We start from the raw sequence: 5,829 nt of genomic DNA on the forward strand, positions 1-5,829 counted from the left end.
GCGGTTCTCTGGCTTGACCCACCCCTCAGAACATGGTTTAATTAATCATGTCGGAAGGGGAGGGCAACACCCCGCCGGCCTCCGGAGGGCTGACCGGCCCCCGGCACCCACTCTCACCAGGAGAAGAACTGTGGCGACCCCCCAGGCGGACGTGAACCCCAAGCTGGCCACCATCAAGGCGCTACTCGCCAAGGCCGAGAACTCCGCCGCCTTTGAGGCGGAGGCCGAGATCTACCGCGCCCGCGCGATGGAGATGATGGCCCGGTACGGCGTGGACGAGGCGCTGCTGAGCGACGGGCAGCCGTCACGGGACGGGGTCACGGACAAGAACTTCGACCTCCCCAACCCCTGGTCCATGTCCCGCGTCCGCCTCATGTACCACATCGCGGAAGCTGTCGGCTGCGAGGCCATCCTCATGGGCCAGCAGGGCGACGGCACCCGCCGCGTCCACGTGGTCGGCTACGAGTCCGATGTTCAGCGCGCGGAGATCCTCTACGCCTCTCTCCAGCTCCAGATGCTCAACGGCCTCAACCGGCAGGCCGTGCCGTACGGCGTGCGCAGCGCGAAGGCGTGGCGCAACTCCTGGCAGCTCGGGTTCATCACGCGCGTCACCGAGCGGCTCGCGGCCATCGAGGAGGCCGCCCGAGCCGCCGCCAGCGGGGAGACGTCCGCCACCGGCCGCAGCGGCGAACTCGTGCTGGCAGCCCGAGCCACCGTGGTCCGGGCCGCGTTCCAGGAAGCCCACCCCAGGGTCCGGAAGCAGAGCACCTCTTCCAGTGGCGGCGGGTACGGCGACGGCATCGCCGCAGGCAACCGCGCCGACATCGGCGGAACCCGCCGCATCGGAGCCGCGTCCGCCGGGGCGCTCGTCGCCTGATCCGCACACCCTCGCCGGGGCGGCGGCCCGCCGCCCCGGCCCCACCCCCGCGCGCTTCGAGGAGCCCCGCGTGTACATGGACTGGATCAGGTTCGCCAAGACCGACCAGGACGGCCGCCACTACTTCCAGGTCTACAGCGTCCCCCAGGCGTGGAACGCCGCCGCCCCGAAGATCCCGGGCACCGGCCGGATCAGCGAGAGCGCCGCCCGCGCTTTCGCCAGCGCCAGCCCGGCCGGGCACCAATGGCGCGTCCCCTGTCACTGCACCGACTGCGCCATTGCCGCCAAGTCCGTTGAGAGCAAGGCGTCTTGACCACCCAGGAGAGAGTCATGCCCCGCAAGCACCGCGCCACCCCCGCCCGCATCCTCACCGCCGCCGCCGACCACATCGAGCGCGTCGGCCTCTATCAGGGTGACCACCTCTGGCAGCCCGGACGGATGGGCAACAACGCCCCGTGCAACCTCCTGCACGCATGGGGGCGCGGCGTGCGCGCCGCCCGGCCCCGCTGGTCTCAGCGCGGCGAGGCGTGGGAGGTCTTCCAGCGGTCCCTGTTCGACTCCCTGGTGGTGCTCAGCAACCAGGCCCACGGCCGCCCCGTGTCGCCCGTCCGGTGGCGCAAGCTGGGGCTCACCGAAGACTCCTACCGGCGCACCCTGCTGTGGTGCTGGACCGACACCCCCGGGCGGACCACCGCCGAGGCCGCCGCCCTGATCCGCTCCACCGCAGCCCTCTATCGGAGTGACGCCGATCACACCGTCCCCGGTTGCCCCACCCTCCAGAACATGGTTTAATTAATGATGTCGGAAGGGGGAGGGCAACACCCCCGACCGACACCGCCGCCGGGGCCGACCGGCCCCGGCGGGACCTCTCACCAGAAGGCAGTACGACGATGACCACCAAGACCGAAGCCGGCGTCCAGACCGTTCCTGCCCCGTGGCCGACCATCAGCGTCGCGGAACTCCTCATGCACCCCGGCAACGTCCGCTCCGTCGAGCCCCCGGCCGATCTGCTGGCCGACGTGAAGGCCAACGGCGTCCAGGAGCCGCTGTACATCGTGGACACCCACGGCGGGGTGCCCCAGATCATCGACGGGTTCCAGCGTCTGGCCGCCGCCGTCGACGCAGGGTTGGAGGAGCTGCCGTTCACGCCCCGCCCGGTGATCCGGATCGACGCCCTCACCCCGCACCCGGAGAACGCCCGCGAGGATCTCGACATCAACGCGCGGTTCGTGGAGTCCTTCCGTGTCGAGGGCTGCCGCATCCCCGTCAAGATCCAGCGGCTTGAAGGCGGGGTCCTCCAGGTCAACGACGGGAACCGGCGGTTCTACGGTGCGACGGACGCGGGCCTCACCCACGTGCCGTACGAGTGGGAGGACGACGACCGCGACGCCGCCGGGCAGTTCCTCGACATGATCACCACCTCCGAGCAGCGCAAGGGCCTGACGACGCGGGAGATGAACCAGGCCATGTTCAGCGCCGCCGAGGCGGGCGCGCAGGTCGGCCGCATCGCCAAGGCGGCGGGGGTCCGGCAGAAGGACGTGCGCACTCTCGTCAAGGTCCGCAACGACGAGACGCTCAGCGCCGCCATCAGCGCCGCGAGCGGCTACACGTGGACGTTCGAGAACATGGCCGCCCTCTCCGAGTTCGCCGACAACCCGGAGGCGCTCGCCGCGATCACCAAGGCCGCCGCCGCCAAGGGTGCGGACGAGGCCAAGGTCCAGTGGGCCATCGAGGTCGAGCGGGTCAAGCGAGACAAGGCGGCCAAGGCGGCGGCCCACCGCGCGGAGCTGGAAGCCGCCGGACAGAAGATCCGCGACATCGAGGAGTTGGCCGAGCGAGCCACGGCTGTATCGGAGCTGCGCGGCGTCAAGGCCGAGGAGCACGCCACTTGCAAGGGGCAGGTGTGGGTGTTCGACGATCGGCGCGGTGACCGGTACGAGCCCTACTGCTCCGCCCCCGGTCTGTACGGCCACATCGCGCCCGAGAGCGCCAAGAGCAGCGGGACCAGCACCGCCGCCACCGCCGCCGAGGTCGAGGCCGAGCGCGCCGCCCGCGCCGCCGTCAAGGCGGGCAATATCGACTGGGACGCCTCCGAGGCGATCCGCCGGAAGTGGCTCGCGGACCTCATCCAGTCGCGCAGCCTCCCGAAGGCCACCACCATCGCGCTGATCCGCCACGTCAACGAAGCTCTCCTCAGCGGCACTTGGGGAATCTGCGACGACCTGAACAAGGAGCTCACCACCGAGATCCTGGCTGACTTCCTGGGCCTGAACGCCCAGCAGGCCACGCACCGCAGTGCGTTCGCCGAGTACGCCGCCAAGGACCCCAGGAAGGCCCCCCAGCTCCAGTTCGCGGCCATCGCCGCCGTCCGCGAGAAGTGCGCGAACCGGTCGGCGTGGCGGACCGACAGCCAGCACGCCCCGTGGACCCGCACGCCCACAGCGGCATGGTTCCGGGTGCTGGAGTCCCTCGGGTACCCGCTGACGCTCATCGAGCGGTCCGTGGTGGACGGGAAGCCGTACGACCGGGCGAAGGAGGAGCCCAGCGCCTCCCTGCTCGGCGGAGGCGACGAGGAGCCCAGCGCCTCCCTGCTCGGCGGAGGCGATCCGGAGGCCGAGCAGGGCGACGAGCAGGGCGACGAGGAGCCGGAGGCCGAGCCGGTCGAAGGTGAAGGCGAGGACGAGCAGGCCGCCCACGACGCCCGGCCGGAGCAGGCCGACGAGAACCCGGAGGGCGAGGCCGAGCCGGACGCCGAGCAGGCGGCCGAGGAGCAGGAAGGCACGGAGCCGGAGGGCGACGCCGAGCCGGACACCGAGGAGCCGACGGCCGACGAGCCGGAGGTCACGCAGCCGGACGCCGAGTCGACGGCCGACGCCGAAACCGCCTGATCCTCCCCGCCGATCCGACGCCGGGGGCGGGAACCCGCCCCGCCCCCGGCCACCCCCTCCAGGAGCCCCACCGTGACCCGCGCCGCCCTCTCCGAGACCTACACCGACGACCACTGCTGCGGATACGCCGCCGCCCCCGCCGCGCCCAACACCAGCGTTGCCGCCGACCTCATGCAGGCCCGCGCCATCGCGTCCGGACTCTCGGAGTTCGGCATCGGGTCCACCCGCTGGTCTGCCGCCTACGACCGCGAGGCCGCCGCCGCCGTCCTGCGCGTGGACACCCCGCGCGGACTGTACGCGCTCGTCATCCCCGAGCCCGGCCAGCCGTTCCCCGTCCGCCACCACGGCGAGCGCATCGGGGCCCTGGACAGCCGCCGCACCTACGGCACCGCCGACAGCTACACCGCCGCCCTGTTCGCCGCCTTCCTGCGCGACCGCGCCGCACTCGACATCCCCGGCCGGGATGTTTGCCTCACCCCCCAAAACATGGTTTAATTAGTGGTGTCGGAGGGGGAGGGCAACACCCCCTCCGACCCACGGGCCGCCAGCCGGCCCCGACCCGACCCCGGCCGCACGCGGAGGGCAACCCGCCCGGCCGGGGCCCGATCTCTCTCACCAGCAGGAGCACCCACGATGACCAGCGCAGCCATGCGGTTTTCCGTCCCCGCGACCGCCGAGTCCCGCGTCCGCCAGCTCGTTGAGGCCACCAACGCCCGCGCCGCCGTCCACCGCCTCAGCCCGTACGCGCTCGACATCTCCGCGCAGTTCCTGGCCGACTACCGCGACGCGGACGGCCGCGTGATCGGCAAGCGCCCCACCGTCACCGTGACCATCTCCGGCGACCTCCCCCGCCACCAGGGCTGGACCGTCATCGCCCGCCTGGACCACGACGAGGAGGGCGAGACGATCACCAGCCTGTTCCCGGGCCTGCCCGAGCTGTACGCCGAGGCCGCCCGCCAGCACCGCGCCACCGAGGGGTTCTGCCAGGGGTGCTCCGTCGCCCGGCACCGCACCGCCACCTACCTTGCCCGCCACGAGAACGGCGAGATCAAGCAGTTGGGCACCACGTGCGTCGAGCCGTACACGGGCCTGCCGATCAAGGGCCTTGAGGCCCTGTGGCGTCTCGGGTCGATCAAGGATTCCGATTGGGACGGCGAGGAGGGCGGCGTCCCGGCCGACCTGCGGGTGGCGGTGGACGAGGTGCTCCGGGTGGCCGCCGCCGTCGTCACCCAGGACGGCCGCTTCTACAGCCGCTCCGAGCAGTGGAAGAACCGCGTGCCGACCGCCGATTCGGTGGACGCCTACTTCTTCGACCGCAAGGCCCCGCAGGAGTGGCGGGCCGGAATCGACGCCGAGCCCGACGCGGCCAGTACCGCCGCCGCCGTCCGCGCGTGGGCCCTCCAGGGGTACGGCAGCCTCTCCGAGTACCGCCACAAGGTGGGCCAGCTGGCCAAGGGCGAGACCGTTGCCCCCCGCCACCTGCCGACGCTGGTGTCCGCCGTCGCCGGGTGGCACCGCGACCAGGCGAAGGCAGCCATCGAGCGGGCCGCCCAGAACAGCAAGCCGCAGGGCACCAAGGGGGAGCGGCTGACCGTCCCCGCCACCGTCACCACCGTGATCGAGCTGGAGGAGCGGCACTACGGCTACCACGCCCAGCGCCGCCGACTGGTCAAGTTCCAGGACGCCGAGGGCAACGTGTTCGTCTGGTTCTCCTCCGCCGCCACCGTCCCGGACACGGGCGACGAGGTCGAGCTGACCGGCACCGTCAAGGAGCACAGCACCTACGGCGAGACCGCGCAGACCGTGCTCACCCGGTGCCGCGTCACCGAGCGCGAACCCGTCGCCGCCTAGGAAGCCCGGCCGGGCGGAGACCACCGCCCGGCCGCCCCCGGCCGCCGCACCGTGGGGCCGGGCGGCATCGAGCCGCCCACCCCCACGCTCGCCCACCGCCCGCCAGGGTGACCCCCCGTCCGGCGGCCCCGCCCCCCGCGGCCCCCCCCCGCAAAGGGGGGCCACCGGGCCGGGCGCGCCACGCGCGCCACCACCCCCGCCGGGAGGGGGGGC

Annotated in this window: 6 protein-coding genes; all 6 read left to right on the forward strand. The window is 72.5% G+C overall.

Going from position 1 to position 5,829, the window contains the following annotated elements; genetic code table 11:
• Nucleotides 1-130: 130 nt before the first annotated feature.
• Nucleotides 131-877: a DUF2786 domain-containing protein gene (locus ACWDRR_RS43925; RefSeq protein WP_449777962.1), complete on the forward strand. Its 747-nt coding sequence runs from the start codon at nucleotides 131-133 to the stop codon at nucleotides 875-877.
• Between the two features lie 76 nt (nucleotides 878-953).
• Complete coding sequence (locus ACWDRR_RS43930; RefSeq protein ID WP_387888835.1) at nucleotides 954-1,190, forward strand: hypothetical protein; 237 nt, start codon at nucleotides 954-956, stop codon at nucleotides 1,188-1,190.
• Nucleotides 1,191-1,207: 17 nt separating this feature from the next.
• Nucleotides 1,208-1,669 carry a DUF6197 family protein gene (locus ACWDRR_RS43935; RefSeq protein WP_449777963.1) on the forward strand — a complete coding sequence of 154 codons (462 nt, stop codon included), beginning with the start codon at nucleotides 1,208-1,210 and terminating at the stop codon, nucleotides 1,667-1,669.
• 98 nt (nucleotides 1,670-1,767) lie between these two features.
• Nucleotides 1,768-3,765, forward strand: coding sequence for a ParB N-terminal domain-containing protein (locus ACWDRR_RS43940; protein ID WP_449777964.1), 1,998 nt, complete (start codon nucleotides 1,768-1,770; stop codon nucleotides 3,763-3,765).
• A 72-nt stretch (nucleotides 3,766-3,837) separates the two neighbouring features.
• A complete protein-coding gene (locus ACWDRR_RS43945; RefSeq protein WP_449777965.1) occupies nucleotides 3,838-4,260 on the forward strand; it encodes a hypothetical protein in 423 nt (140 codons plus the stop codon).
• 138 nt (nucleotides 4,261-4,398) lie between these two features.
• A complete protein-coding gene (locus tag ACWDRR_RS43950; RefSeq protein ID WP_449777966.1) occupies nucleotides 4,399-5,616 on the forward strand; it encodes a hypothetical protein in 1,218 nt (405 codons plus the stop codon).
• The last annotated feature ends 213 nt before the right edge of the window (nucleotides 5,617-5,829 follow it).

The organism is Kitasatospora sp. NPDC003701 (assembly GCF_053587085.1).

What these genes read in the sequence shown, in the direction of transcription:
- ACWDRR_RS43940 (WP_449777964.1), top strand. Translation starts at nt 1,768, where the DNA reads ATGACCACCAAGACCGAAGCCGGCGTCCAGACCGTTCCTGCCCCGTGG.
- ACWDRR_RS43935 (WP_449777963.1), top strand. Translation starts at nt 1,208, where the DNA reads ATGCCCCGCAAGCACCGCGCCACCCCCGCCCGCATCCTCACCGCCGCC.
- ACWDRR_RS43950 (WP_449777966.1), top strand. Translation starts at nt 4,399, where the DNA reads ATGACCAGCGCAGCCATGCGGTTTTCCGTCCCCGCGACCGCCGAGTCC.
- ACWDRR_RS43930 (WP_387888835.1), top strand. Translation starts at nt 954, where the DNA reads ATGGACTGGATCAGGTTCGCCAAGACCGACCAGGACGGCCGCCACTAC.